This window comes from Actinoplanes subtropicus (assembly GCF_000721705.1).
GTDB lineage: Bacteria > Actinomycetota > Actinomycetes > Mycobacteriales > Micromonosporaceae > Actinoplanes > Actinoplanes subtropicus.
In genome coordinates, this window is record NZ_JOJL01000020.1 from 219,218 (window position 1) to 243,163 (window position 23,946).

General features: G+C 72.0%; 21 protein-coding genes. 11 read left to right on the top strand and 10 right to left on the bottom strand.

What is annotated here, in order from left to right:
• Positions 1-41 precede the first annotated feature (41 nt).
• Positions 42-3,263, top strand: a complete 3,222-nt coding sequence (locus tag IH26_RS0126235; protein WP_030438901.1) for a TIR domain-containing protein — start codon at positions 42-44, stop codon at positions 3,261-3,263.
• A gap of 79 nt (positions 3,264-3,342) precedes the next feature.
• Here IH26_RS0126235 and tuf read toward each other — a convergent pair whose 3' ends face one another.
• Together tuf and IH26_RS0126245 are read right to left on the bottom strand one after the other, a co-directional pair.
• The gene (gene tuf, locus IH26_RS0126240; RefSeq protein WP_030438902.1) at positions 3,343-4,530 is read right to left on the bottom strand and encodes an elongation factor Tu; all 1,188 of its coding nucleotides are present in this window, start codon (positions 4,528-4,530) and stop codon (positions 3,343-3,345) included.
• Positions 4,531-4,757: 227 nt separating this feature from the next.
• Entirely contained in the window at positions 4,758-5,351 is a 594-nt protein-coding gene (locus IH26_RS0126245; RefSeq protein WP_030438903.1) for a class I SAM-dependent methyltransferase, read from the bottom strand.
• A 131-nt stretch (positions 5,352-5,482) separates the two neighbouring features.
• Here IH26_RS0126245 and IH26_RS0126250 point away from each other — a divergent pair, with 131 nt between their 5' ends.
• Both IH26_RS0126250 and IH26_RS0126255 read left to right on the top strand, forming a co-directional pair.
• Complete coding sequence (locus IH26_RS0126250; RefSeq protein WP_157437398.1) at positions 5,483-6,679, top strand: sensor histidine kinase; 1,197 nt, start codon at positions 5,483-5,485, stop codon at positions 6,677-6,679.
• Positions 6,649-7,317 (top strand): response regulator, encoded by a 669-nt coding sequence (locus IH26_RS0126255; protein ID WP_030438905.1) that lies wholly within the window; start codon positions 6,649-6,651, stop codon positions 7,315-7,317. Before IH26_RS0126250 ends, IH26_RS0126255 begins: the two co-directional genes overlap by 31 nt.
• A gap of 5 nt (positions 7,318-7,322) precedes the next feature.
• Here IH26_RS0126255 and IH26_RS0126260 read toward each other — a convergent pair whose 3' ends face one another.
• The 6 genes from IH26_RS0126260 to IH26_RS0126285 all read right to left on the bottom strand — a co-directional run bounded on the left by IH26_RS0126260 (position 7,323) and on the right by IH26_RS0126285 (position 15,078).
• Positions 7,323-7,934, bottom strand: coding sequence for an ATP-binding protein (locus tag IH26_RS0126260; RefSeq protein ID WP_030438906.1), 612 nt, complete (start codon positions 7,932-7,934; stop codon positions 7,323-7,325).
• A 53-nt stretch (positions 7,935-7,987) separates the two neighbouring features.
• Positions 7,988-8,734, bottom strand: a complete 747-nt coding sequence (locus IH26_RS0126265; protein ID WP_245665512.1) for a L,D-transpeptidase family protein — start codon at positions 8,732-8,734, stop codon at positions 7,988-7,990.
• A gap of 20 nt (positions 8,735-8,754) precedes the next feature.
• The gene (locus IH26_RS62240) at positions 8,755-10,752 is read right to left on the bottom strand and encodes a serine/threonine-protein kinase (RefSeq protein WP_245665514.1); all 1,998 of its coding nucleotides are present in this window, start codon (positions 10,750-10,752) and stop codon (positions 8,755-8,757) included.
• A 609-nt stretch (positions 10,753-11,361) separates the two neighbouring features.
• Positions 11,362-13,371, bottom strand: a complete 2,010-nt coding sequence (locus IH26_RS0126275) for a hybrid sensor histidine kinase/response regulator (RefSeq protein WP_245665516.1) — start codon at positions 13,369-13,371, stop codon at positions 11,362-11,364.
• 70 nt (positions 13,372-13,441) lie between these two features.
• Positions 13,442-14,179 carry a metallophosphoesterase gene (locus IH26_RS0126280; RefSeq protein WP_030438910.1) on the bottom strand — a complete coding sequence of 246 codons (738 nt, stop codon included), beginning with the start codon at positions 14,177-14,179 and terminating at the stop codon, positions 13,442-13,444.
• A 116-nt stretch (positions 14,180-14,295) separates the two neighbouring features.
• A complete protein-coding gene (locus IH26_RS0126285) occupies positions 14,296-15,078 on the bottom strand; it encodes an SIR2 family NAD-dependent protein deacylase (RefSeq protein WP_030438911.1) in 783 nt (260 codons plus the stop codon).
• 441 nt (positions 15,079-15,519) lie between these two features.
• Here IH26_RS0126285 and IH26_RS64890 point away from each other — a divergent pair, with 441 nt between their 5' ends.
• From IH26_RS64890 to IH26_RS0126300, 3 genes are all read left to right on the top strand, one after another.
• A complete protein-coding gene (locus IH26_RS64890; RefSeq protein ID WP_483757043.1) occupies positions 15,520-15,780 on the top strand; it encodes a lytic polysaccharide monooxygenase in 261 nt (86 codons plus the stop codon).
• Positions 15,781-15,835: 55 nt separating this feature from the next.
• Complete coding sequence (locus tag IH26_RS64895; protein ID WP_030438912.1) at positions 15,836-16,069, top strand: cellulose binding domain-containing protein; 234 nt, start codon at positions 15,836-15,838, stop codon at positions 16,067-16,069.
• A gap of 230 nt (positions 16,070-16,299) precedes the next feature.
• Positions 16,300-16,947 (top strand): NADPH-dependent F420 reductase, encoded by a 648-nt coding sequence (locus IH26_RS0126300; protein ID WP_425394399.1) that lies wholly within the window; start codon positions 16,300-16,302, stop codon positions 16,945-16,947.
• 111 nt (positions 16,948-17,058) lie between these two features.
• On the opposite strand, the gene IH26_RS0126305 is transcribed toward IH26_RS0126300, so the two are convergent.
• The gene (locus IH26_RS0126305; RefSeq protein WP_030438914.1) at positions 17,059-17,997 is read right to left on the bottom strand and encodes a ribose-phosphate diphosphokinase; all 939 of its coding nucleotides are present in this window, start codon (positions 17,995-17,997) and stop codon (positions 17,059-17,061) included.
• Positions 17,998-18,065: 68 nt separating this feature from the next.
• Here IH26_RS0126305 and IH26_RS0126310 point away from each other — a divergent pair, with 68 nt between their 5' ends.
• Positions 18,066-18,941 carry an ABC transporter ATP-binding protein gene (locus IH26_RS0126310; RefSeq protein ID WP_051808514.1) on the top strand — a complete coding sequence of 292 codons (876 nt, stop codon included), beginning with the start codon at positions 18,066-18,068 and terminating at the stop codon, positions 18,939-18,941.
• Here the strand turns inward: IH26_RS0126310 and gad are convergent.
• Complete coding sequence (gene gad, locus IH26_RS0126315) at positions 18,883-20,265, bottom strand: glutamate decarboxylase (RefSeq protein ID WP_030438916.1); 1,383 nt, start codon at positions 20,263-20,265, stop codon at positions 18,883-18,885. The two genes, IH26_RS0126310 and gad, sit on opposite strands and share 59 nt — an antisense overlap.
• 132 nt (positions 20,266-20,397) lie before the next feature.
• Between gad and IH26_RS61425 the strand changes: the two genes are divergently transcribed.
• Genes IH26_RS61425 through IH26_RS0126335 form a run of 4 tightly spaced genes read left to right on the top strand, consistent with a single transcriptional unit; the run spans position 20,398 to position 23,904 of the window.
• The gene (locus tag IH26_RS61425; RefSeq protein WP_169789817.1) at positions 20,398-20,952 is read left to right on the top strand and encodes a hypothetical protein; all 555 of its coding nucleotides are present in this window, start codon (positions 20,398-20,400) and stop codon (positions 20,950-20,952) included.
• Positions 20,949-22,022, top strand: coding sequence for a peptidoglycan-binding protein (locus IH26_RS0126325; RefSeq protein ID WP_169789818.1), 1,074 nt, complete (start codon positions 20,949-20,951; stop codon positions 22,020-22,022). Before IH26_RS61425 ends, IH26_RS0126325 begins: the two co-directional genes overlap by 4 nt.
• Positions 22,019-22,696: an ABC transporter ATP-binding protein gene (locus IH26_RS0126330; protein WP_030438919.1), complete on the top strand. Its 678-nt coding sequence runs from the start codon at positions 22,019-22,021 to the stop codon at positions 22,694-22,696. The genes IH26_RS0126325 and IH26_RS0126330 overlap by 4 nt, the downstream gene beginning before the upstream one ends.
• Positions 22,693-23,904, top strand: coding sequence for an ABC transporter permease (locus tag IH26_RS0126335; protein WP_030438920.1), 1,212 nt, complete (start codon positions 22,693-22,695; stop codon positions 23,902-23,904). The genes IH26_RS0126330 and IH26_RS0126335 overlap by 4 nt, the downstream gene beginning before the upstream one ends.
• Positions 23,905-23,946: the final 42 nt, after the last annotated feature.

A 23,946-nucleotide genomic window follows, 5' to 3' on the forward strand; every position in this document is an offset into this window, starting at 1 on the left:
AATCTGTCGTCGCAGCAGGCGTCGACCGCGGGGGACCAGCCATGACCTTCAATGGGTTCATTTCGTACAGCCATGCCGCCGACGGGCGGCTGGCCCCGGCCGTACAGCGTGGCCTGCACCGCCTCGGCAAGCCCTGGCATCGACGCCGCGCGCTGTGGATCTTCCGGGACCAGACCGGCCTGGCGGTCACCCCCGGGCTGTGGTCCTCGATCCAGACCGCCCTGGACGGCTCGGAGTTCTTCGTACTGCTTGCCTCCCCCGAGGCCGCCCGGTCACCGTGGGTGAACCGGGAGATCGAACACTGGATCGCCACCAAGTCGGCCGAGCGGGTGCTGCCCGTGGTGACCGACGGCGATTGGAACTGGGACAACGACCGGGGCGACTTCACCGACGACTCGACCGCGGTCCCGCCCACCCTGCGCGGTGTGTTCACCGAGGAACCGTTCTTCCTGGACCTGCGCTGGGCCCAGGGCAGCGAGCACCTGAGCCTGCAACACTCCCGCTTCCGGGACGCGATCGCCCAACTCGCCGCCCCCATGCACGGGGTCAGCAAAGACGAACTGGAAGGCGAGGACGTCCGGCAGCACCGCCAAGCCCGCCGACTCCGCGTGGGCGCCACCGTCACCCTGCTGGTGCTGGCGCTGCTGGCGTCCGTGACCGGGGTGTCGGCGATCCGCAACGCCGATCGAGCACGCAACGCCGCGGCCGAGGCGCTACGCCAGCAGCACGTCGCCAACAACCAACGCGACAACGCCACACGATTCGCGACCGAGGCAAGCCGGCAGGAAGAACTGGCGAAGCAAGAGCAGGCAAGAGCGTCCCAGGCATCCCTCACGGCGGACCAGGCCGAGCAGGCCGCAAAGCGAGCCACGCAGGACGCGGATCAGCAGAAGACGCTGGCCGACCAGGCAGCGACCGAGACGCAGCGCCAGCGACGGCTCGCCGACCAGGCGACGTCCCGGAAACAGGAACAGGAACGGCTGGCGCAGGAGGCGTCCGAGCGGGCACGGCGGGCCCAGCAGGAGGCGGATCGGCTGGCGCGGATCGCGGCCGAGCAGCGCCAGCTGGCGGACCGGGCGGCCGCCGAGGCCGATCGGCAGCAGCGCGTCGCGGTCAGCCGGCGCCTGCTGAACCAGGCGGCGGCGGAAATCGTCGACGACCCGCGGACCGCCCTGATGCTGGGCGCGGCGGCGCAGGCTCTCAACCCCGACGCGGAGACCCGCAGCCGGCTCGCCGGCGTCGTCACGGAGACCCAGTTCGCCGGGGCACTCGCCGGCGTGACGAAGGCCGTGTACGGCCGGAGCGGCTTCCTGGCGGCTCTCGGCAACGACGACCGCGTCTCGTTGTGGAACGTGGCCGACCCGCGCCGGCCGGCCGGGCTCGGTGTGCTTCCGGAGGCCGCCTCGATCGACAGCCCCCTCGTGATCAGCTCGAACGGTCGGATGCTGGCCTTCGTCAACGCATACGGCAGGGCGGTCCTGTGGAGCGTCGCCGACCCGTCCCGTCCGGTCCGTCTCGCCACGCTGCCGACCGCCGGCTACATTGCCGCGATCGCGCTCAGCGAAGACGGGACCAGGCTCGTCATCGGCGAGGGGGCGGGGAACACGACCGTGTGGGACACCACCGACCCGATGCACCCGGTCCAGCTCGTCAGACTGTCCGACTTCGGAAACTATCCGGTGGCGCATCTGGCGCTCAGCCCGGACGGACGCCTGCTCATCGTGGACCGCCTGCGGTTCGTTCCGGTCTACGACCTGACCGATCCCACCCATCCGGTCTCCCCGAACGCGATCCTCAGCTTCGGCATGGTGCCGATGGCGATCAGCCCGGACGGATCGACGGTCGCGGTCGGGGACAGCGACGGCACAGTGGATCTCTACTACACGAGGAAGAGCAACGTCCCAGACAACGATCCGGACAACGTGCCGTTCGCCCGGCTCACCGGTCTGAGCGGCAGCGTCACTTCGGTGGTGTTCAGCCCGGACGGGCGCCTGCTGGCCGGCGGTGACGAGAACGGAAAGGCGGCGCTGTGGGACCGGACGGCGACGGGGAGTTCGGGCGCCCTGGCCATGGTGCAGGCCCACGGGCGGATCAACTCGCTGTCCCTCGACCTGAAGGCCGGCATGCTGGTCACCGGCGACGCCTCCGCGACCACGACGCTGTGGCACGTGACCTCGTCCGGCGCTCCGGACCAGCTCGCGAAACTCGCCACGCCGGACGGGCGGGCCCTGGCCACGGTCTTCGGGCCGAACGGACGGTTCCTGGTCGCCGCCGGCTCGAACGGAACGGCGAGCACCTGGAACACCGCCAACCCCCGCCATCCCGTCCCCGGCGCCGGCTTGACCCTGAGCAGTGGGGAGGTCCGGGCGGTGGCGTTCAGCGCGGATCGCCGTTCGGTGGCCACCGTCGCCGCGGACGGGTCGCTGAGGGTGGCGGACGCGGCGCGGCCGGCCCGCGCGACAAAGCTCACGGTCCTGCCCGGGGCGGTCGGGGAAACGAACGTGATGTCGTTCAGCCCGGACGGCCGCACCCTGGCCGTCGCGGCCGACCGCCGCACCCTGATGCTCTGGGGCCTGGCCGACCGGGCCCGGCCCGCCCTCCTGACCAAGCTGAGTGGGGTCAGCTTCGGCAGTGCGCTGGCCTTCAGCCCGGACGGCCGTACGCTGGCCACCGCGGGCCCCGACGAGCGAACGGTTACGCTGTGGAACGTGGCCGACCGCTCCGCCCCCGCCCGGATCGGCATGACGGCCGGCGGCCACAGCGACAGCGTGCAGTCGCTGGCCTTCAGCCCGAACGGCCGCTACCTGGCGAGCGGCGGCAACGACCGCACGGCCATCCTGTGGGATGTCACGGACCGGGCGCACGCGCAGCGGATCGCCAGTCTGGCGGGTCACGCGGGGACGGTGTGGTCGGTCGCGTTCAGCGCCGACGGCCGCACCCTGGCCACCGGCGGTGAGGACGCCACCGTAATTCTCTGGGACACCATCAATCCGGCCTCACCGTCCCGGCTGGCAACGGTGCGAGCCTTCGGCAGCGACCAGGTGCGCGGGCTGGCGTTCCGGAGCGACGGGCGCACCGTGGCCGTCAGCGGTCAGTCCAACATGGGCGACACGACCGTCTCGCTGTGGAGCTACGCGTCGCTGAACAGCGTGCGCGCCGACCCGGCCCGGTACGCCTGCGCCATCGTCGGCCGCGGCCTCGGCGCCGGCGAATGGGCCCACCTCATTCCGGAGATCCCGTATCGGTCCACTTGCCTGGGCTGACGGCCGGCTTCGACCTCGACCAGTTCCAGCTGACCGCATAGTGCGGCCCGGCGGCATCCAGCCGCCGGGCCGTCGTTGGTCAGTCCAGCAAGTGTGTCACCGTGCCGGCGGCGACCGTGCGGTTGCCCTCACGGACCGCGAAGCCCATACCGGCCTCGAGCGCGATCGGCTTGCCCAGCGTGACGACCACGTCGAGCGTGTCGCCGGGCAGGACCAGGTCGCGGTCCCCCAGGTCCATCCCGCCGGACACGTCCGTGGTGTGGAAGTAGAACTGGGGGCGGTAGTCGGCCGCGAACGGGGTGTGCCGCCCGCCCTCGGCCGCCGTCAACGCGTACATGGTCGCCTTGAAGGTTTTGTGCGGCGTGACGCTGCCGGGCAGCGCGACCACCTGGCCGCGCTGCACCTGCTCGCGCTTCACCCCACGCAGGAGGACGGCGGCGTTGTCGCCGGCCTCGGCCCGCTCGAGCGACTTGCCGAACATCTCCAGCCCGGTCGCGACCGTGCCGAGCGTCGGGCCGAGACCGACCACCTCGACCGGCTCGCCGACCCGCAGCGTGCCCCGCTCGACCTTGCCGGTCACCACCGTGCCCCGGCCGCTGATCGTCAGGACGTTCTCGATCGGCATGAGGAACGGCTCGCCGAGCTCGCGCGGCGGCACCGGCACGTACTCGTCGACCGCGTCCAGCAGGTCCACGACCGACCGCACCCACCGCGGGTCCCCCTCGAGAGCCCGGAGAGCACTCACGCGTACGACCGGAACCTCGTCGCCGGGGAAGCCGTACTCGGAGAGCAGCTCGCGGACCTCGAGCTCGACCAGGTCGAGCAGCTCCGGGTCGTCGACGGCGTCGCTCTTGTTGAGCGCCACCACCAGGTACGGCACGCCGACCCGCTGGGCGAGCAGCACGTGCTCGCGGGTCTGCGGCATCGACCCGTCCTGCGCCGACACCACGAGGATCGCGCCGTCCACCTGCGCCGCCCCCGTGATCATGTTCTTCACGTAGTCGGCGTGGCCGGGCATGTCCACGTGCGCGTAGTGCCGGTTCGGGGTCTCGTACTCGACGTGCGCGATGGTGATGGTGATGCCGCGCGCCGCCTCCTCCGGGGCCTTGTCGATCCCCTCGAACGCGACGTACCGGTTGGCGGCCGGGTCGCGCTCGGCGAGAACCTTGGTGATCGCGGCGGTCAGGGTCGTCTTGCCGTGGTCGACGTGACCCATCGTGCCGATGTTGACGTGCGGCTTCGTACGGATGAACTGGCTCTTCGCCATGGTCTTCTCTCGATCCTCACTGGATGTAAGGGCATTTCGGTGTCACACACCCCGTCGCCAGGCGGGGCGCGTCAGAACCCGCGCAGGGAGCAGCCCACCCTTCCCCGGGGTTCTGCTGCCGGTGGGGAAGGGTCAGAGTCGCGTATCGGCGCCGGGAAGAACGCACACGGGAGCCACCACGAGGGGCAGCTGCGAACCGAGCGCGAACATGAACAGCACGGTAGCCCTCAACGCGCGACGGCACGATCGAATTTCGCCTTCGGCACGGTCGCGCGGTGCACGAAGGCCGGCGGCAGGTTGCGCCACACCACCCGGCTCGTCCCGGTGACGCCGAAGCGCTCCTTGAGCTCACCGGCGAACCGGCGGCCCGGCGGCGTCCAGGCCGCGTGGGCGTACGCGAACGTCGTGAACGCGCCGGTGGGGGCGAGAACGGCGGTGACCGCGTCGAGAATCCGGCGCCGGACCGGCTCCGCCATGACGGTCCACGGCAGTCCGGACACCACCGCATCGACCGGCTGATCCACCAGGCTCGCCAGCTGGGTGGCGGAACCGTGCACGACGTCCACCGGCTCCCCGCGGTAACGGTGGGCAAGGTGCTCGGCAAGGTGCCCGTTGATCTCGATCGCGACGATCCGGGCGCCGGGCGGCACCCGGCGCCGGATCGCCTCGGTGAAGACGCCCGTCCCGGGACCCAGCTCGACGACGGTCCGGGCCTGCTCCAGGCCGATGCCGTCGGTCATCGCCCGGGCAAGCGCGGGCGAACTGGCGGCGACGGCCCCGGTCAGCAGCGGGTGGCGCAGGAACTCGGTGAGAATCGACATGGCGGGGACGCTAGGCGCCATGATCATCATCGGTCGTCCGGCCAGTCGGCCGTCCTCGTCCTCCCGCGGGAGGACGAGGTTCGCCGTACGGGAGGACGCCCGGCCGGCCGCCGATCGATACCGTGAGGCCCGTGTTCCGGGTGAGCTGGTGGTCGGGAGTGTGGGCCGTCGTCTTCGCGGCGTCGGCGATCGTGGATCCGCCCGCCGGCCGGCCGTTCTGGGTGCAGGCCGTCATCCTGGCCGGGTTGGTTCTGCCGCTGCTCTGGCGTCACCAGCGGCCGGGCGCGATGACGGCGATCGTCCTCGGCGCCGCCTGGCTCGGCTTGCTCACCCGCACCTGGGCGGAGAATCTCCCGCTCGCTCACCTGTCGCTGCTGCTCATGCTCTACACGCTGGTCGTGTGCGGCCGGCAGCGAGCCGCCGTGGCCGCCGGCGTGGCAGTGGCCGCGTTCTTCGGTGCCTGGACGCTTGTCCGGGCCGCTCCGGACATGGGCTGGAGCATGCTGACCTACGGGCTGGCGATCGCCACGGTCTGGCTGCTCGCCGCGCGGGTGCGGGCCCGGCGCGCCTACCTCGACTCGATCGAGCGCCGGGCCGAGCTGGCCGACTCCGAGCGCCGGGCGCTGTCGCGGGCCGCGGCGGCCGAGGAACGGACCCGGATCGCCCGGGAACTGCACGACGTGCTCGCGCACAGCGTGAGCGTGATGGTCGTCAACGCCGAGGGTGCGCAGCTGGTCCGGGAGACCGATCCGGCCGCGGTGGACCGGACGCTGCGGTTGGTGAGCGCCACCGGGCGGGCGGCGCTGATCGAGTTGCGCCACCTGCTGGCGGTGCTGGAGGCCGGCGACCCGGCGCCGTCGCCGCAGCCGACCCTGACCGACCTGCACCGGCTGACGACCGGGGTCGACGGGGCCGCCGTCCGGATCACCGGCCGCGGCGACGACGTGCCGGCCGGCGCCGTGGTGCAGGCCTACCGGATCGTCCAGGAGGCGTTGACGAACGTGGTCAAGCACGCCGGAGCGGGCGCCGAGGCCGAGGTGACCGTCGACCTCGGCGAGCCCGGCCCGCGCCGGGCGGTCCGGATCGAGGTGCGCGACAACGGTACGGCCGCGAGCCGGGCGGAACGGCTGCCGTCGTCCGGGCGCGGCATCGCGGGCATGCGCGAACGGGTGGCGATGTTCGGCGGCACGCTGGACGCGGCGCCGCATCCCGCGGGCGGCTACCGGGTGGTCGCCACACTGCCCCTCGACCAGGCGGTCACAGCGATTCCACAGCGGGAGACCGGCAGCATGGGCGGATGTTCGACCGGCCACCCTCCCGGGTCCTGATCTGCGACGACCAGGAGATGATGCGGGTCGGCCTCCGTATGGTGGTCGACAGCCAACCCGATCTCACCGTCGTCGGCGAGGCCGCCGACGGCCTCCAGGCGATCGACGCCGCGGCCGAGCACCGGCCGGAGGTGATCCTTCTGGACGTTCGCATGCCCGGCCTGGACGGCGTGGCCGCGGCCGGGCGGATCCGCGCCGCGCTGCCCGCCACCCGGATCCTGATGATCACGACGTTCGACCTGGACGAGTATGCCTTCGCGGCGTTGCGGGCCGGGGCGGACGGCTTCCTGGTGAAGGATGCTCCCGCCGCGGAGATGCTGGTGGCGATCCGCGGCGTGCTGCGCGGCGATCCGATGGTGTCGCCGTCGGTGACCCGGCGGCTGCTGGAGCGGTACGTCACCGCCGGCCCCGGGCCGCTGCCCGACCCGCGGCTGAAACGGCTCACCGACCGGGAGCGGGAGGTGCTGAGCCTGGTCGCGCGCGGGCTGAGCAACGCCGAGATCGCCGGCCGGCTCCACCTCGGCGAGACCACGGTGAAGACCCACGTGGGCCGGATCCTCGCCAAACTCGGAGTGCGGGACCGGATCGGTGCCGTCGTCCGGGCGTACGAAAGCGGGTTGATTCGGCCCGGCGCCTGAGTGGATCAAGCCGATCGGCCGGACCGGTGGGCCTCGCGCTGTTCGGTGACCCATCGCTCGGCCTGATCCACCGATGCCGCGAGCGGCCGGCCGCTGGTGTCGATGACGTGGGTGTGCCATCGGGGGTCCTCGGCGGTCCACCCGGTCCACCGGTGCCAGGCCATCTCCGGCCAGCTCCCGCTGATGATGACCGCCGGCCGGTAACGCGGGTCGCGGGCGTGGCCGCGGTGCCAGGCGGCCCAGCCGCAGAAGGCGTCGATGGCGGCGTGCTCCCATCGACCCTTGTCACGGACGGCGAGGCGGTCGCGCCGTTCCTGGTCGGCGACGTCGATCAGGCAGACCGCGATCCCGTTCAGCAGCGGGGCCGAGGGCGCGGCCAGGACCTCGCCCAGCGGCGAGTTCCCGGTCAGCAACAGGTCCAGGCCACGGTCCTGATATTCCAGCGCGCGCCGGACCCACACCTCGGTCATGCGATTGCGCCAGTGCGGCGGGATCGGCGGCTCCGGGACGCCGACCTCGTCGAAGTCGTGCACCACGACCCCGTCCAGTCGGCCGGCGAGGGCGAAGGCGAGTGTGGTCTTGCCCGCGCCGCTGGATCCGGTCAGCTTGAGCAGCATCCGGCCAGAGTGACAGCCGGCAGCGACTTTCTCGACTGGTTTGTCGGCCGCCGCTACGCTCGGTCAATTTCCGTCGTCGGCGCCATCACTATGCGCGGCTTCAGATGCGGGTCGAGCCAGCGCAGCATGCTGATCATGCTGGCTTGCGTGATCGAGACGCAGCCCGCCGTCGATCCCTTGCCGTTGACGTGGAGGAAGATGGCGCTCCCCCGCCCGATCATTGCCGGATCTGTCGTGAAATATTCGTGTTTTTTCGGGTCCCAGCTCACCGTGGCCGGGGGCGGCCGATTGAAGTCGATCACGGCGACGTACCGATACTGCCGCGGGTAGGCGGCCAGCCGCTCGGCCTGCCCGATCCGCCAGGTGCGCTGCGGCGCGGCCATCGGCTGGAAGAGGTTGTACGTACGCGGATCCGTCCGGTCGCCGACCCAGTAGTCGTCGCCGTCCACCCGCCGGTAGGGCAGCTTGGCGCCGGGATTCGCCGCGAGCCCGAAGGCCTCGGTGATCCGGAACGTGCCGATCGGCGTGGTGCCGGTGTCCTGCACCCGCTTGGCCGCCCACTGCCAGCCGCCGTAGCCGGTGCGCGCGGCCATCGCCGGGAAGGCCGCCCGCCATCGCCCGTCGTCACCACGCACGAAGGCACGCAGCGTCGCGTAGCTCGAGCCGGTCGAGCGTCCCGTGACGACGATCGCCTGCCGAGCGTCACCGAGGTGGGCGAGGCGGGTGGGGAACCACGCCGGGTCCCGCGGCGGCCCGCTCAGGGTCAGCACGATCGCCATTGTCGCCGACACGATCCCCACGCCGGCTCACGCTACGGCGATCACCAGGCGAAGACGGCGCCTTTCGTCGTGCTCGCCACCGTCTGGCCGCCGCGCACGTAGCGGAACGACATGGCCACGACGTACTTGTGCCCCTTTGCCGGATTCGCCCCGGCCGGGCCGCATCCCTGCGTGTCCGCGTCGCCGCCGAACAGCAGGCCGGTGCAGGTCCTCGGCCCGGCCACGGTCCTCCCGTTGCCGGCGTCCTGCAGCGCCACGGTGATGCTCCCGGTCCCGCCGCCGGGCGCGGTCAGCGAGGCCTGGTACTGGATGTCGCGGCCGAGCATCTGGCAGGGCTTGGGCGCGACCGGCAGCCTCGAGACGAAGTCGAACGCGATGCTCTGCGTGCACTGCCACGGCCCATAGGGCTTGGCTTCCGGTTGCGGTGACCGCGTCGTGGTCACCCTGGGTGCTTGCGATTTTGCCGGTACGCGCGGGGAAGTCACCAACCGCGCGACGTCCGTCGGCGCCAGTCGCGGCGGCGCGGCGCTCTTCGCGGCGGCGGCCCGTCGTGGCCCGTCGCCGCGCGTCGTCTCCCGGAATTGCCGCTCGGACGCGGTCGGCACCGCCACGATCGGGTGGGCGCCCGGGTCGGCGATGGCCTTGCCGTTGCCCCGGTAATGCCAGCCCGTGGCCGCGACGGCGGCGGCCAGCATCGCGCCCGCGATGACCGTCGTGGTGGTCGCCCCGGGCCGGGCCCAGCGCCGGCGTGGGGCAGCGTTGGCGGGCTCGCCGTGCCGCGGCAGGGGCAGCAGGCGCACGGCCTCCGGATCGTTCCCGCCCGCGTCCGGCGTCTTCCCTCCGTTGCTCATGGCGGCCTCTGCCCCGGTCCCCCGGCGGTTGTTGTCGTGCCCGCGCTCGGTGGTCGGCCGCCGCCCGCCGGCGGGAGCCATCGATCCGCCCTGCGCCGATCGGCCCTGCACCGGCACTCCCCGGATCGGCCCGGCGGATCCTCCACGTTCCCGCCGGGCCAGGTCCAGGCTCCCGCCGTCCGCGCGCTGGCCATTCACGCCCGGGCCGCCCACGCCCCGGTCTGCCACGTCCAGGTCGGCCAAGTCCGACTTATCCGGATCTATGGCGCTCGCACCTATGGTCGACGGCCGAGCCAGCGCCGGCACGTCGACGAACTTCCGGGCCGCGTCGGACAATTCGCCCACCATCTCGGCCGCCGTCGGGCGCAGGCGCGGCTTGGTGGCCATGCACTGGGTGATCAGGTCCCAGATACCGTCGGGGACGCCGCGCCGGCGCTCCGGGTTGCCCTCCATGTGCCGGCGCATCAGGTCGGGGATCGAGTCGCTGTCATACGGCGGGCGCCCGCTGACCAGCTCGTACAGCAGGACGCCCAGCGCGTACACGTCGGTCGCCGCGCTCGCGGTGACCCCGTGGAACGCCTCGGGGGCCATGTAGTGCGGCGTCCCGACGACCGCGTTCGGCGTGGTCATGCTGGGCGTGTTGAGGATCCGCGCGATGCCGAAGTCGGTGAGCCGGGTGTCCAGCCGCCCGCCCTCGACCCGCAGCAGGACGTTGTCCGGCTTGAGGTCGCGGTGGATCACCCCTAGCTCGTGCGCCTCGGCGAGCGCGGCGGCCACCTGCGCCGCGAGCCGCGCCGCTTCCCCGGCCGGCACGGTGTGGTACTCGCGCAGGTGATCGCGCAGGCTACCGCCGTCGACGAGGTCCATCACCAGCCCGAGCGTCTCGCCGACGCTGAAGAGATCACGCACCCGCACCACGTTCCGGTGCCGCAACATCAGCAGGATGGTCCGCTCCTGCACGAACCGGGTGACCAGCCGCGGCTGGCGCAGCAGGCTCTCGTGCAGCAGCTTGACGGCGACTGGCTCCCCCGATGCCCGATCGACCCCCCGCCACACCGTGCCGGTGGCACCCTGCCCGATCGGATGCTGGAGGACGTACGAGTTCCCCACGCACCGCCCGCTGAGATCCATGGTCGACGCGCCGTCGGAATCCGCGCGTGCGACGCTGCTCGTGCGATCCTTGGTCACTCAAGCTTCCTTCCGGGCTGCCAGCGATGACCCGGAATCCTGCTGTTTGTCCGGATCGCCTGGCAAGCCCGTGCGCCCAAGTTCGCACCTTTGGTAGGAGTCGCCGGATTCGCGTCACCCCCAGCCCCGGCACTCGTTCGAGCAGTCAGACCCTCCGAACCGAGCACCCGATCCGCCCACGCCGACTCGCCGCGCCTTCCCCGGCCCACACAGGAACTCGCTGCGGCCGCCCCGCGAAGAAAGTCGTCCACGTGGCCAGCGCGGGACCCGCAGCACCCGCCCCGCGCGCGAGACTCGCCGCACCCGGCCAGCGCGGGACTCGCCGCACGTGGCCCGCGCGGAACCTGCCGCGCACCCCTGGCGCCGCGCGCGAGACACGCCGCAGCGCCGGGACGGACTCGCCGCGCGGTTGCGGGCACGGGCAGTGCAGTGGCGCGAGAGGCGCGCTACGGCCTTCGTCGGCAGGCGGCCGCGCTGCGGCAGCGGCGAAGCCGAGCGCTGCCCGGATCGGCGTGGGAGCCGCCCAGCGTACGCGTTGGTGGTCTTTCTGTTCGGTCGGTGAGGTTCACAAAGGGTGCGAATCAGGCCCAGCGAGGTGCGAATAGGGGGCTACTCGGTGGGTTGGGGGCCGCAGAGGGTGCGGATCGCGCCCAGCAGGGTCGAGCGGGTGAACGGCTTTTCGATCAGCATGCTGTTCTCGTCGAGGTGCAGCTGCGGCCCGAGCGACGCCGCCGTGTAGCCGGACATATAGAGCACCGGCAGGTCGGGGTGGTGGGTGCGCAGCGCCGCGGCCAGTTCGGGGCCGGTCATCGTGGGCATGACCACGTCGGTGATCAGCAGGTCGGGATGGGCGCCCGCGGCAACCTGGGTGACCGCCATCAGGGCGTCGGTGGCGACCGTGATGACGTAGCCGGCCGGCTCGATCAGCCGCTGCACGAGCTGGGCCACCTCGGGCTGGTCCTCGACGATCAGCACGTTGCCGATCACCTGGTTGGCCGCCTGCCGCGCCTCGGCGGGCTGCTTGGTCTCGGCGGCCGGCAGGTAGAGGTGCACCGTGGTGCCGATCCGCGGCTGCGACTCGATCTCGATGTGCCCGCCGATCCCCTGCACGATGCCAGCCGTGGTGGCCAGCCCGAGCCCGGCCGCGGTCGGGCGGGTCGTGAAGAACGGCTCGAGCGCGCGCCGCCGCACCTCGTCGGTCATGCCGGTGCCGGTGTCGGTGATCACCAGGTGGACCAGCCGGCCCTTCGGCGCGCCCTCGGGCGGCTCGCCCTGCTCGTGCACCTCGTTCGACGCGGCGACCCGCAGCATGCCGCCGTGCAGCATCGCGTCCCGCGCGTTCGCCGCGAGGTTGACCAGCGCCTGCTCCAGCGGCCCCCGCTCGGCGCGCACCGGCCAGACGTCCTGCCCGAACGCCAGGTCGAGCCCGATGTGCTCGCCGAGCGTGCGGCTGAACAGCGACTGCACGTCGGTGAGCAGGTCGGGAATCGGGATGATCTCGGGCCGGTTGCCCTCGCTGCGGCCGAACGCGAGCAGCTGGTGGGTGAGCGTGCGCCCGGTGCCGACCGCCTCGAGGATGTCGTTGGCCAGCCTGTGCTGCGGCGAATCCGGCTCGGCGTGCGAGAGGATCATGTCGGCCGAGCCGCCGACGACGGTCAGCAGGTTGTTGAAGTCGTGCGAGATGCCGCCGATCAGCTGGCCGAGGCTGTCGAGCCGGCGCAGGTGATCGAGCTGCCGCTTGAGCCCGCGCGCGTCGATGTGGTCGGTGGTGTCGGTGACCATGCAGACCACGCCGGTGAACTGGCCCTGGTCGTTCATCAGCGGCATCATGCTCATCCGCACGCTGCGCCGGGAGCCGTCGGCCCGCATCAGCCGGGTCGCGCCGACCGTGGAGCGGCCGGCCTGGCACTCGGCGAGCCGCCGGGTCAGCTCCTTCTGCCCCTGATCGTCGAGGAATCCGCGCAGCGACACCCCCACGAGCTGGTGCCGCGGCATGCCGAGCACCACGCCGATCGGCTCGTTGGCGTAGGTGGCCACGCCGTCCGGGTCGAGCTGCAGCACCCCCTCGGGGATGGTCTCGAGCACCCGGCGGTACCGCTCCTCGCTCGCCCTCAGCCGCTCCAGCGCGCGGGCGCTCGAACAGGCCAGCGCCAGCTCGCCGGCGATGTCCCGGGCGAGCTCGACCTCGGCGGTCGAGTAGAACGAGCCCGGCGCCTCCCGGGTGAGCACGAGATACCCCGCATACATGTTGTCGACGATCACCGGGCAGAGCACGGCCGCGTGCACCTGGTGCTCCTCGCCGGCCAGCGGCTCGACGCCGTCGCCGGCCAGCACGATCGGCCGCCGGCTGGCGGCCAGCGCCGTGGAGAAGTCGTCGTCGGGCAGCTGGCCGACGTGGTCGAGCACCCGGCCGAGCGACGCCGAGCGTTCGTCGTCGACGTGTTTGTAGGTGATCGCTTCGTACCGGCCGTCGTCTCGCAACAGCTGCACGCCCGCGCCGTCCCCGATCATGTCGGCCGCCGCACGAGCCGCCGTGGAACGCACCTCCTCGGCGTTGTCGACGACCCGGCTGAGTGCCAGGGCGAGATCGGCGAGCGCGTACCGGAGGGGGTAAGCCATGACACCCATGTCGACATGATCCGTGTCGGGTGGGGTGCGTGCGGCCAGTTCGCCAGCATTGCAACCATCGTCAGACGATCGCGCGGTAGTGAGTGGTCAGCCGGCGCTCGTCGTCGAGCAGATGAAACGCGATCATCGGCGGCTGCCGGAGATCGATCAGCTCCTCCGTCTCGAACGGCAGCGTCGACATGGAGACCACGCCGGGGGCGGCCACCAGCGGACGCCCGGCGAAGGTGCTGACGGCCGCGGTGTGCGCATGCCCGCAGAGCAGCGCCACCACCTGCGGATGCCGCTCCACGACGGCGGCCAGCCGCTCGGCGCCGAACTGCCGGATGCCGTCGACGAAGGGCATGCCGAGCGTGACCGGCGGGTGATGGAAGCAGACCAGCGCGGGCAGCTCGGCCCGGGCCGCGAGCGTCACCCCCAGCCACTCGAGGGTCTCGTCGGCCAGCAGCCCGTCGTTGCGACCCGGGATGCTGGAGTCGCACATCAAGATCAAAACCCCGGCGATCTCGTACGCCCGATTGACCGGCCCCTCCTGCGGCTCCTCGCCGAGCAACGCCTTGCGGTAGGGCCCGCGGTCGTCGTGATTTCCCGGGCAGTACAGCACGGGCGAGGAGAGCGGGACCAGGCCACGAAACCGTTCATACTCCGCCTCGGCGCCATGGTCGGCGAGGTCGCCGGTGACGATCACCGCGTCGGGCGGGGACGGCAGCCCGGCGAGATATCGGAAGACCCGGCCGGTGCGCTCGGCGCTCCGCTCACCCGCGTCGACGTGGACATCGCTGACATGCGCAATCAAGACCATGCGCCGAAGGTACGCGCGGGCGGGGTCCCGGCTCGACGGCCAAAGGTCGATGGGTGGCGCTCAGAAGTCGACGGGGCCCACCGACTTCGGTCGACGAAAAGTCGACCGAGGCCGATTCACCGATCGGCCCACGCCCGGGCGACCAGCTCGGGCAGGATTCGCGCCGCGGTCCCCCGCAGGTTGACGTCGGCGACCGCGTCGAGGGCGGTGGGCTCCGGGTTGATCTGCACCACGGTGGCCCCGGACCGGGCCGCGACATAGGGAATCTCCGCCGCCGGGTAGACGAGGCCCGAGGTGCCCACCGTGAAGAGGAGGTCGCAGCCGAAGGCGGCCTCGGTGGCGGCGGAGAGCGCATCGGTCGAGAGCTCCTCGCCGAACCAGACGACGCCGGGCCGGACGGGGGCGCCGCAGGCGGCGCACTGTGGTGGCGGAATGCGGCCGTCGCGCTCACCCTCCGGCCGGGAGGCGGCGTCCGGCGAGGGCGGCAGGGAGGAGAGCGAGACGGGGCGGGAACACGACGAGCAACGCGGGGTGAAGAGGCTGCCGTGCAGGTGGATGGGGGTGCCGGAGCCGGCCCGCTCGTGGAGGTCGTCGACGTTCTGGGTGATGACCACCGTGTTGGGGACGTGCGACTCGATGCTGGCCACCGCCCGGTGGCCGGCGTTCGGGTGTACCCGCTCGACCCCGGCGCGGCGCCACTCGTACCAGCCCCAGACCAGCGCGGGGTCGGCGGCGAACGCCGCCGGGGTGGCCAGCGTCTTGGGGTCGAAGCGAGCCCACAAACCGGTCAGCGCATCCCGGAAAGTGGGCACGCCGGACTCGGCGGACATGCCGGCGCCGGTGAAGGCGACGACCCGTTTCGCGTCGCGGAGCAGCTCCGCGGCGTCACGCTCCGGCATCCCCCGGACCTCCCGGCGTCACGCGTCGCGGCCCCAGCGCCGCGACGGCCCCCGGCATTCTTACCCATCGGCGGCCCCGCGCGCGTCCCCCGGTCACGGGTGGACCACCGTGACGGGCCTTTCAGTATTGACAGATGTCAATTCAGAGGGAGGGTCGGCACTTGCCGGGTCACGCGCCGCGCGGAGGTCGAGGGCATCCTCCGCGGACCTTTCCCTGCCACCGACGGAGTTGTGAGCCTCATGAAAGCCAGGAAAATCCTCGTCGCCGCCCTTGTCACCGTCGTCGCGCCGGCCGGGCCGGCCCAGGCCACGGCAACGTCATCAGTCCGGCCTCGCGCAACTACGGCTGCTTCCTCCGGTGGGGCGACCACTTCCAGGACCGGCCATGGTCACCGAGGATCCGATGTGTTACCAGGCCTGGCAGGCCGACCCGAACGCGATGTGGAACTGGAACGGCCTCTACCGGGAGGGGTAGCCGGCAACCACCAGGGCGTCATCCCGGACGGGCAGCTGTGCAGCGCCGGGCACACGCAGAGTGGGCGCTACAACGCCATGGACACGATCGGCGACTGGACGGCCACCACGGTCGGCAACACCTTCACGGTGCAGGTGTTCGACCAGGCGCTGCACGGCGCGGACTACCTCTGGGTGTACGTCACCCCCGGCCACCACGCCCCCGACCACGCCGCCGGCCGCCGGTGACTGCTCCGCCGGGTAGGCGCTGAGCAGTCAGTGGTCCGGTGGATACCAGGCGGGCGTGACGGTGGCGGCCGGCTCGGCGGCGATCAAGGGCTGGACGGTCAAGCTCGCCTACCCGGGCGCGCCGGCCGTCCAGCAGACCTGGAACGCGACCGCGAGGGTGAGCGGCACTGTCCTGACGGCCACGAATGTCAGCTACAACGGGGCGCTGAGCGCGGGCGGGAGCACCACGTTCGGCTTCCTCGGCTCCGGCACGGCAACGACGCCGGCGGTCACCTGCACGGCGACCTGACGCGCCTCTGTTCATCTCTGTTGCGTACCGGTAAAGTCCTCTGGGAGCGCTCCCAAGATAGGCCCCCGCAAATGAAGGGAGGCAACCAGGCTGCACTATCGCGTGACACCGGTTCCTAGAGCCACCATCCGTCCGCTTGGACTGGAGCGGGGGACGGGACGCCCTCCCCGTCCCTCGCTCACCGGGTAACGTGACGTACGACCTCCTCCCGGTCTGGATCAAACTGCCGGTTGAGGAGGAGAAACATGCACATCGGGATCATCGGCGCGGGGCATGTCGGGTCGACGCTGGCTCGGTCGTTCGTGGTGGCCGGGCATGACGTGGCCGTCGCCAACTCCCGGGCGCCCGAGACGCTGCACGATCTGGAGACATCGCTCGGCAGGCACGCCCACGCCATGACCGCCCGCGAGGCGGCCGACTACGGCGACATGGTCGTGCTGGCCACCCCGTTCGGGCACTACCACGACCTGCCGGCCGGCGGGCTGGATGGCAAGACGATCGTCGACGTGGAGAACTATCTGCCCGGCCGGGACGGGCACATCGCGGCGCTCGACGAGGGGTGGACCACCTCCAGCGAGCTGGTTCAGGAGCATCTGCGCGGCGGCCGCGTGGTCAAGGCCTTCAACGCGATGCGGTGGGACCACCTGCGCGACTACGGGCACGAGGCCGGGGCGCTCGAGCGCTACGGCATCCCGCTCTCGGGCGACGACGCCGCGGCCAAGCGCGAGGTGGCCGACATCATCGAGCAGCTGGGCTTCGAGCCGGTCAACGCCGGGAGCCTGGCCGAGGGCGGCCGCAAGCACCAGCCGGGCAGCGACGTCTACGCCGCCGACCTCTGGGCCGAGGAAATGCGCGCCCGGATCGGCGTGACAGCCTGACGAACCACTCACGCAGAATGAAGGGCCAGGGGCAGCGAAAGCTGGGCCCCTGGCCCGGCCTCGGCGAGGCTGCGGTCGTACGCCCCACCCAGATACGACAGGAATGTGAATTCAGGCGAACAGGGCGCTCACCGATTCGCCGTTGTGGATGCGGCGCATCGCCTCGGCCAGCGCCGGGGCGACCGAGAGAATGGTCAGCTTCTCGGTGTGGTTCTTGCGGGGAATCGGCACCGTGTTGGTGCAGACGATCTCCTCGATCTCCTTCTCGTCGGAGAGGCGGCGGATGGCGTCGCCGGTGAACAGGCCGTGCGTGCAGGCGACCCGGACGCTGCGGACATTGCGCTCGCGCAGCCGGGCCAGCAATTCGAAAACGGTGCTGCCCTTGGCGATCTCGTCGTCGAGCACGATGACGTCGCGGTCGGTCACGTCGCCGATCACCGTGGTGATGACCACCTTGTCGTCGGCGTAGCGCTGCTTCGCGCCGGCCGCCACGTCGATGTCGAGCATGCGGGCGAACGCCGCGGCCTCTTTCGCGTTGCCCAGGTCGGGCGAGACGACCACGGTGTTGCTCAGGTCGTAGCCGCGGAAATGGTGGGCCAGCTCGCGCAGCGCGTGCAAATGGTCGACCGGAATGCTGAAGAAACCGTGCACCTGCGGGGAGTGCAACGTCATGGCCAGGACGCGGTGGGCGCCGGCCGTGGTGAGCAGATCGGCCACCAGTCGGCCGCCGATGGAAATGCGCGGCGCGTCCTTCTTGTCGCTGCGGGCGTAGGCGTAGTGCGGCAGCACCACGGTGATGCGGCCGGCGCTCGCGCCACGGGCGGCGTCGAGCATGAAAAGCAATTCCACCAAATTCTCTTGTACGGGTGGAACCAGCGGCTGGATGAGGAAGACGTCCCGCTCGCGGCAGTTGCCCTGGAGCTGGACCTCGATGCAGTCGTTGGCGAATCGGGAAGTCTTGGTGGGCATCAGCGGCACACCCAGATGCAGGCAGATCTCGGCGGCGAGCTCGGGATGGGCGGATCCGGAGAAAACGGCGATGTCACGCACGGGGATCACCCTAGAAGCCTACGGCCGGACACTTTCGAGCGACCATGGGTCCCGCTAGCGTGAGCCGCATGAACGGACTGGCCGTGGCCTGCCGCCGGGTCGTGCACATCTACCGGGCCGAGGCGGGTGACGTCGTGGCGCTGGCCGGCGTCGACCTGTCGATCGCGCCGGGTGAGACGCTGGCGCTGGTCGGGCCGTCCGGCTCCGGCAAGTCGACGCTGATCGCGCTGCTCGCGGGCCTGATGCGGCCGTCCGCCGGGCGGATCAACATCGGCACGTACGACATGGGCAAGCTCTCCGACGGCGAGGTCTCCCGGCTGCGCGGGACGGAGATCGGCGTGGTCCTGCAGGGTGCGGGACGAAACCTTCTGCCGTACGCGTCACTGCACCGCAACATCTGGCTCGCCCAGCGCCGGGCCGCCCACACCAGGGGTATCAAGCTGGACGACCCGGATCGCATCCTCGATCTCGTCGGCCTGCCGGGCCAGGGCCGGCAACGCCTCGCCGACCTGACCCCCGGCGGGCGGCAGCGGGCGGCCCTCGCGGTCGGCATCGCCACCGGCCCGGGCCTGCTGCTGGTGGACGAGCCGACCAGCCGCCTCGACACGGCCGGGCGCGACGAGGTCCTCGCGGCGATGGAGACGGTGAACGCCGAACGGCAGACCACGATCGTGGTGGTCACCCACGACAACGAGGTGGGCGCGCGGCTGGGCCGGGCGGTGACGATCCGCGACGGGCGGGTCGGCGCCGAGGGCCGCGACGGGCAGGACTTCGCGGTGGTCGCCGGCGACGGCACGGTGCAGTTGCCGCCGGAGGTGCTGGGCAACTATCCACCCGGGACGCTGTTCACCGTGCAGCACCTCGACGGCGAGGTCACCCTGGTGCCTAGTGATGAAAGGCGGTCGCCGACGGCCCACCCGACAGGTGCGGCAGCAACCGGTTGAGGTCGGCCAGGAACAGGTTGGCCAGGTCCATGGTGAAGCCGTTACGGACGACGATCCGCAGGACGGACAGGTCGGTGCGCTCGGCCGGGAACGTGTAGGCCGGCACCAGCCACCCCCGCTCGCGCAACATCCGGGACACGTCGAAGACGTCGAAGCCGGTCACCTCCGGGGCGGTGGCGAACGCGAAGGCCGGCACCTGGTCGCCGCGGGTGATCAGCCGGAACAGGCCGGTCGCCTCGATCCCCGTGGACAGGTGCACCGCGACGTCACGGGCGGCCTGCTGGACGGCCCGGAAGCCCTCGCGGCCGAGCCGGAAGAACGTGTAGTACTGGGCGACCACCTCGGCGCCGGGGCGGGAGAAGTTCAGCGCGAAGGTCGGCATCGAGCCGCCCAGGTAGCTGACGTCGAAGACCAGTTCCTCGGGCAGCGCGCCGCGGGAGCGCCACAGCACCCAGCCGACGCCCGGGTAGACCAGGCCGTACTTGTGGCCCGAGGTGTTGATCGACGCGACCCGGTCGAGGCGGAAGTCCCACTCGAGGTCCGGGTCGAGAAACGGCGCGATCATCGCACCGGAGGCGCCGTCGACGTGCAGCGGGATGTCCCAGCCGGTGCGCCCCTGCAGCGCGTCCAGGGCGGCGGCGATCTCGGCGACCGGCTCGTAGCTGCCGTCGTACGTCGAACCCAGGATCGCGACGACGCCGATCGTGTTCTCGTCGCACAGCGCCACCGCGTCCTCCGCCGTCAGGTGCAGCGTGTCGCCGTGCAGTTTCGCCATCCGGGGCTCGACCTCCCAGTAGTTGGCGAACTTCTCCCAGCACACCTGCACGTTGCTGCCCATGACGACGTTCGGCCGGGCGGTGCTCCCGGCCGGCTGCCGGGCGGCCCAGCGCCGCTTGAGGGCCAGGCCGGCCAGCATCGCGGCCTCGCTCGACCCGGTCGTCGAGCAGCCGACCACCTCGTCCGGGTCGGGCGCGTGCCACAGGTCGGCCAGCATGTTCACGCAGCGCCGCTCGAACTCGGCGGTCTGCGGGTACTCGTCCTTGTCGATCATGTTCTTGTCGGCGCACTCGGCCATCAGCCGCTCCGCCTGCGGCTCCATCCACGTGGTCACGAACGTCGCCAGGTTCAGCCGGGCCCGCCCGTCCAAGAGCAGTTCATCGTGTACGAGTTGGTACGCCACGTCGGCCGGCACCGGGTCGTCGGCCAGCGCCCGCAGCGGCGGCGAGAGCTGCTGCGCCAGCGCCGGATTGGCCACGGTCGCGAAGGGGTTGCTGTTGCGGTTCGTCGCCGCGTCCTGCGGGCGCCGGCCGGAGTGCAGAGGCATGCCCCCATCCTGCCCCCCGCCGGTTCCCCGAAGGGGGAATGGCCACCCCCACCGTGGGGTAATGTGTCCGCTCTCCCGCGCTGCGAGCGTCATAGGCGCGGTCGCGGAGGCCGCCACACGGAGGGAGCAATCGTGCCTGTATTCCGAGGCGGTCGACGGACGGCCGTGGTCATTGCCCTGATCGGAATGGTCGCGCCGGCGGGATGCGGCAGCGGCCGCTCGTCGGCCGCGCCCGCCCCCGCGCCGAGCGGCATGTCCGACGCGCAGGTCCAGGTGCTGGTGAACAACCTGGTCCAGTGCATCAGGCAGCACGGGGCGCCCGGCATGCCCGACGTCCCCGTCCGCAACGGGCACGTCGTGGTGCCCGACGAGAACACTGTGGACCAGGCGACGCGACAGAACCTCGACGCGGCTCGGGCCGCCTGCAAAGCGGTGGAGGACCGGATACCGGCCGCTGCCCTGCAGAACAACGACCGGGAGAACGTTCCCAACCCCGCCGACGTACCCAAGATGCGGCAGTTCGCCCAGTGCATGCGGCAGAACGGCGAGCCGGACTGGCCCGATCCGCGAGCCGACGGCGTGTTCCCGGGCGCGGATCAGATCATGGCGCAGGGCAAGGCCGCGGTCGGCCCGAAGATCCAGATCTGCCAGAAGTACTACGACGGCCCGATCAGGTTCGCCTCATGAGAAAGGTGGTGGGCGCGGCGGTGACGATTCTCGGTGTGGCCGCGGCCGGCGCCGGATGGGCGATGACCGCCCGGCCGGCGACGCCGGCGCCGGCCGCCGAGGTGGTGACGGGTACGGCGGCGGTGACCCGCGGTTCGGTGGCCGAGCGGACCCAGTACACGGGCACTCTCGGATTCGCCGGCAGCTACCCGGTCGCCGTTCTGGGTCAGCCGGGCGTGCTGACCGCGGTGGCGCCGGCCGGGAGCACCGTGTACCGGGGCGGCGTCCTGTACCGGGTGGCCGACCGGCCGACGCACCTGCTGTTCGGGGCGGTGCCGGCGTACCGGGAACTGCGCCTGGGCGTGACCCCCGGGCCGGACGTCAAGGAGCTGGAGACGAACCTGGTCGCGCTGGGCATGGATCCGGACGACCGGATGACGGTGGACGACACGTTCACGGCGGCCACGGCGGCGGCCATCAGACGATGGCAGGCCGCCTGGGGCCTGCCGGCGGGGCAGCGCACGGGGCAGTTGCCGTTGGGAACCGTGGTGTTCGAGCCGGGATCGCTGCGCGTCGACCAGGTGCCGGCGGCACCGGGGACCAGCGTCGGGGTGGGCTCGACTGTGCTGACCGGCACCTCGACCCGGCCGGTGGTCACCTGCGAGATCCCGGTGGCCGAGCGGGCCACGGTCGCCCCCGGCGACCGGGTGGAGATCACGGTGAACGGCCTGCCGGGCACGAGCGCCGGCACCGTCAGCTCGGTGGCTCGCACGGCCACCACGCCGGCCCGGCAGGGCGGTGAACAGAGCGCCGCCACCGTCACTGTCACCATCCGGGTCACCCTGCCCAAGGCGGCTCAGGGTCTGGACGAGGCGCCGACCGGCGTCTACCTCACGACCGCGAGCCGGACCGGCGTGTTGCTGGTGCCGGTCCTGGCCTTGCTGCCCCGATCCGGCGGCGGGTACCAGGTGCGGCTGGCGAGCGGCGGGTTCGTGCCGGTCACGCCGGGACTGTTCGACGATGTGACCGGCACGGTCGAGGTCGACGGTGACCTCACGCCGGGTCAGCTCGTTCAGGTGCCGGCCGGATGAGCGCCGTCCTGGAGTTGCGTGCGGTCCGCAAGGCCTACCCGGGCGTCGTGCCGGTCGACGGGATCAGCCTGACCGTCCACGCCGGAGAGATGGTCGCGGTCGTCGGGCCGTCCGGGTCCGGCAAGACCACGCTGCTCAACCTCGCCGCCGGACTGGACCGGCCGACATCGGGTTCCGTACGCATCGCCGGCCAGCCCCTCGAGGGCCTGTCCGACCGCCGGATCGCCGGGTTGCGGGCGCACCGTCTGGGCGTCGTCTTCCAGCAGTTCTTCCTGATGGAACGGCTCACCGCCCGCGACAACGTGGCCGCCGGCCTGCTGTACCGGGGCGTTCGGGCCGCCGAGCGCCGCCGGGCCGCCGACGAGGCGCTGGACCGGGTCGGGCTCGGGGACCGCGCGCGGCACCGGGCAGGGCTGCTCTCCGGCGGCGAGCGCCAGCGGGCGGCCATCGCGCGGGCCGTGGTCGGCCGGCCCGCCGTCGTGCTGGCCGACGAGCCGACCGGCAACCTCGACAGTGCCGCCGGCGCCGGCATCCTGGCCCTTCTCCGGGAGCTGAACGAGGCCGGCACGACGATCGTCGTGATCACCCACGACGACCGGGTGGCGGCGGCCGCCCGCCGTCGCGTGGAGATCCGCGACGGACGGATCGTCGACGACATCGGGAGCGACACATGACCCCGCTACAGATGACTCCGCCGCGGTCGCGGTTGCGCGTGGCCGACCTGCTGCCGGTCGGTACGGTCGGGCTGCGGAGCCGGCCGGTACGAGCGGCACTCTCGCTGGTCGGCGTGGCCATCGGCATCGCCGCCGTGGTGGGCGTCCTCGGCATCACCCGGTCCAGCCAGGCCGACCTGCTCGCCCGGATCGACCGGCTCGGCACCGGCATGCTGACCGTTTCGTCGGGGCAGAGCCTGGCCGGGCAGGAGGTGCCGCTGCCGGGCACCGCGCCGGCCACGATCGCCCGGACCCAGGGCGTGACCGGGACGACGGCCACGGCCGAGCTCGCCGACGTCAACGCGTACCGATCCGATCTGGTGCCGACGCGGCTGACCGGTGGGGTCGGCGTACGCGCAACCGCCGTTGATCTGCTATCCACGGTCGGCGGAACGCTCGAGCACGGCGCGTTCCTCAGCGGCACCACCGACCACTACCCGGCCGCCGTGCTCGGCCACGCGGCGGCGCAGTCGCTGGGCATCGCCGACCTGGCCGGCCACCCGCGGATCACGGCCGGTGGCCGGTGGTACGCGGTGATCGGCATCCTGCGCCCGGTCGAGCTGGCCCCCGAGATCGACAACTCGGTGCTGATCGGCCTGCCCGAGGCGGCAACGCGGCTGGGCTATGACGGGCACCCGACGCGCATCTATGTGCGTACGGAAACCGACCGGACCGCCCAGGTGCGCGACCTGCTCTCCCGCGCGGCCGATCCCGAGGCGCCCGAGCAGGTGACGGTGAGCCGCCCGTCGGACGCGCTGACCGCCCGGCTGGCCGCCGCGAGCTCCGGCACCGCGCTGTTCCTCGGCCTGGGCGCGGTGGCGTTGCTGGTCGGCGGCATCGGCATCGCCAATGTCATGATCGTCTCGGTGCTGGAACGCCGGGGCGAGATCGGCCTGCGCCGGGCGCTGGGGGCAGCTCGCCCGCACGTTGCCGCTCAGTTCCTCATCGAGTCGGTCGTGCTGGCCGCGGCGGGGGGTGGGCTCGGGGTGGTGGCGGGAGTGATCATCACCCGGGTGCTGGCCGTCGAGCACGGCTGGCCGCCGCTGATCCCGCTGGTCGCCGTGGCGGCCGGGCTGGCCGCGGCACTGGTGATCGGGGCGGTCGCCGGCCTGTATCCGGCGCTGCGGGCGGCCCGGCTGGCCCCGGCCGACGCGCTGCGCGGTACCTGAGCCGCCGGGATGCGTCCTATGGTGAGGTGGATGCGCAGAAGC

What these genes read in the sequence shown, in the direction of transcription:
- IH26_RS0126235 (WP_030438901.1), top strand. Translation starts at nt 42, where the DNA reads ATGACCTTCAATGGGTTCATTTCGTACAGCCATGCCGCCGACGGGCGG.
- tuf (WP_030438902.1), bottom strand. Translation starts at nt 4,530, where the DNA reads ATGGCGAAGAGCCAGTTCATCCGTACGAAGCCGCACGTCAACATCGGC.
- IH26_RS0126245 (WP_030438903.1), bottom strand. Translation starts at nt 5,351, where the DNA reads ATGTCGATTCTCACCGAGTTCCTGCGCCACCCGCTGCTGACCGGGGCC.
- IH26_RS0126255 (WP_030438905.1), top strand. Translation starts at nt 6,649, where the DNA reads ATGTTCGACCGGCCACCCTCCCGGGTCCTGATCTGCGACGACCAGGAG.
- IH26_RS0126260 (WP_030438906.1), bottom strand. Translation starts at nt 7,934, where the DNA reads ATGCTGCTCAAGCTGACCGGATCCAGCGGCGCGGGCAAGACCACACTC.
- IH26_RS0126275 (WP_245665516.1), bottom strand. Translation starts at nt 13,371, where the DNA reads ATGGCTTACCCCCTCCGGTACGCGCTCGCCGATCTCGCCCTGGCACTC.
- IH26_RS0126280 (WP_030438910.1), bottom strand. Translation starts at nt 14,179, where the DNA reads ATGGTCTTGATTGCGCATGTCAGCGATGTCCACGTCGACGCGGGTGAG.
- IH26_RS0126285 (WP_030438911.1), bottom strand. Translation starts at nt 15,078, where the DNA reads ATGCCGGAGCGTGACGCCGCGGAGCTGCTCCGCGACGCGAAACGGGTC.
- IH26_RS0126310 (WP_051808514.1), top strand. Translation starts at nt 18,066, where the DNA reads ATGAACGGACTGGCCGTGGCCTGCCGCCGGGTCGTGCACATCTACCGG.
- gad (WP_030438916.1), bottom strand. Translation starts at nt 20,265, where the DNA reads ATGCCTCTGCACTCCGGCCGGCGCCCGCAGGACGCGGCGACGAACCGC.
- IH26_RS0126325 (WP_169789818.1), top strand. Translation starts at nt 20,949, where the DNA reads ATGAGAAAGGTGGTGGGCGCGGCGGTGACGATTCTCGGTGTGGCCGCG.
- IH26_RS0126330 (WP_030438919.1), top strand. Translation starts at nt 22,019, where the DNA reads ATGAGCGCCGTCCTGGAGTTGCGTGCGGTCCGCAAGGCCTACCCGGGC.
- IH26_RS0126335 (WP_030438920.1), top strand. Translation starts at nt 22,693, where the DNA reads ATGACCCCGCTACAGATGACTCCGCCGCGGTCGCGGTTGCGCGTGGCC.